The sequence below is a fragment of the Paenarthrobacter sp. NPDC092416 genome (assembly GCF_044755025.1).
Taxonomy (GTDB): Bacteria; Actinomycetota; Actinomycetes; order Actinomycetales; family Micrococcaceae; genus Arthrobacter.
Genome location: NZ_JBIVQG010000036.1, coordinates 1 through 2,150 on the forward strand (window position 1 = coordinate 1; position 2,150 = coordinate 2,150).

Here is a 2,150-nt window from a genome sequence, read left to right on the forward strand (position 1 = left end):
ATCAAAAACAGAGCGTCGCAATCATGCCGGGACCGGCAGGCCAGCACACCCACATCCTTCACCAGAAAGGGGCTACGAAAAAGGTAACGAGCGTTGCTCCGCACCGTTGTATGCGCTCAGCGGTCGGATCAAGGAATTAGATGCCAGTTGTTCCATGATGTGCGCGGTCCAGCCGGTGATGCGGCTGGCCACGAAGATCGGGGTAAATGTTGGTGTATCGAAGCCCATCAGGTGGTAGGCAGGGCCGGTGGGGTAGTCGAGGTTGGGTTTGATGGCCTTTGCCTCGTCCATGGCCTGCTCAAGTCCGTTGTACAGCCCCAGGAGCTCGGGTCGTCCGTAGTGGGCGATCATCTTGTCCAGCGCCGCCTTCATGGTGGGCACACGGGAATCGCCGTGCTTGTAGACGCGGTGTCCGAAGCCCATCACCTTCTTCTTCTGGGCCAATGCGTCTTCCATCCATGCACGGGCGCGGGTGGCGGCTTCCTCGAGGGATTCTTCGGGGCGGATGCCGATTTCGTCAAAGGTGTGCATGACTGCTTCGTTGGCTCCACCGTGCAGCGGGCCCTTGAGGGCGCCGATCGCTGCCGTCACTGCAGAGTGCAAATCAGCGAGCGTGGACGTGACCACCCGGGCGGTGAAGGTAGAGGCGTTGAAGGAGTGCTCGGCGTAGAGAATCATCGAGACGTTGAAGGCTTCCACGACCTCCTCTGCTGGTTCTTCGCCGAAGGTCATCCACAGGAAGTTCGCGGAGTAGTCCAAGTCCTCTCGTGGCTCGACTACGTCCTGGCCCCGGCGGCGGCGCTGGTCGTAGGCCACCACCGCGGGCATGGCAGCCCAGAGGTCAATGGCCTTCGTCATATTGGTTCCGGGTGAGGAGTCCTCGGCAAGCTCATGACGGGCGCCCAACACCGAAGCGGCCGTCCGGCAGACGTCCATCGGGTGCGCGGTGAGAGGCAAACTATCGATGATGGTCTTGAGGTCGGACGTTAGCACCCGACCCGCACGCTCCACGGCAACAAGATCTGCGAGCTCTTGGTCGTTGGGCAGTTCGCCGTTCCACAGGAGGTAAGCAACTTCTTCGAAGCTGCATTTGGCGGCCAGTTCCTGGACAGGGTACCCGCGGTAGAGCAGTGAGTTGGTGTCCGGGTTGACCTTGGAGACGGCGGTATAGTCGACCACGACTCCGGCCAGTCCCTTGCGGATTTCGGGCGTCTCTACGGCTTGCTGAACGGTCATCGCGACTCCTTCGTCGGGCTGAACAGGGAGGGCACTTCAAAGTTGAAGATGCCGGTGTCGAATTGGTTGTAAGCCTCGTAATCGACGAGTTCGTAGAGGCGGGACCGGGTCAGCATCTGTGGGACGCGAACCTCCTGGGTGCCCAACCGTTTGAGCGTTTCTAGGGTGGCTTCTGCAGCGCCCATGGCAATGCGGAGGAGGGTGACGGGGTAGATGACCATGTTCACCCCGACGTTCTGGAGTTGCTCGGTGGTGAAGAGGTCGCTTTTGCCGAACTCGGTCATGTTGGCCAGGATGGGCACGTCCACGGCATCGCGGATGGCCTGGAATTCTTCCAAGGTGGCCATGGCTTCGGGGAAGATCGCGTCCGCCCCGGCCTCCACCAACGCACGGGTACGGTCCTGAGCGGCTTGGATTCCCTCGACGGCGCGGATGTCGGTGCGGGCCATGATGAGGAAGTTCGGGTCCCGGCGGGCATCTGCTGCGGCGCGGATCCGTTTGGTGGCCGTGTCGGTGTCCACCACGTTCTTGCCGTCCAGGTGTCCGCAGCGTTTTGGGTTGAACTGGTCCTCGATGTGGCAGCCGGCCAGGCCCGCGTTTTCGAGTTCCTGGATGGATCGGGCCACGTTCATCGGTTCGCCGAAGCCGGTGTCCGCGTCCACGAGTGAGGGCAGGTCCGTCATGCGGGCGATCTGCCCGGCGCGGGTGGCGACTTCGGTGAGCGTGGTGAGGCCGATATCGGGCAGGCCGAGGTCGTTGGCCAGGACGGCGCCGGAGATGTAGACACCGGCGAAGCCCTTCTCTTCGATCAGCCGGGCCGAGAGCGGGTTGAACGCGCCCGGGAACTGCGCGATGGTCCCAGAGTTCAGGAGTTCGCGGAGTTTCAGGCGTTTCTGTTCGGGAGTGACTTTGGA

General features: G+C 62.2%; 2 protein-coding genes. Both read right to left on the reverse strand.

Features of this window, described 5'->3' with window-relative positions:
- Positions 1–72 precede the first annotated feature (72 nt).
- Positions 73–1,236, reverse strand: a complete 1,164-nt coding sequence (locus ACIQC5_RS24200) for a bifunctional 2-methylcitrate synthase/citrate synthase (RefSeq protein WP_400287763.1) — start codon at positions 1,234–1,236, stop codon at positions 73–75.
- On the reverse strand, positions 1,233–2,150 hold a 918-nt coding region (gene prpB / locus ACIQC5_RS24205), incomplete at its 5' end, for a methylisocitrate lyase (protein ID WP_400287764.1). The genes ACIQC5_RS24200 and prpB, both read right to left, overlap by 4 nt.

Bases quoted from the DNA above. Each gene is read 5' to 3' on its own strand.
- ACIQC5_RS24200 (WP_400287763.1), bottom strand. From the start codon at position 1,236: ATGACCGTTCAGCAAGCCGTAGAGACGCCCGAAATCCGCAAGGGACTG.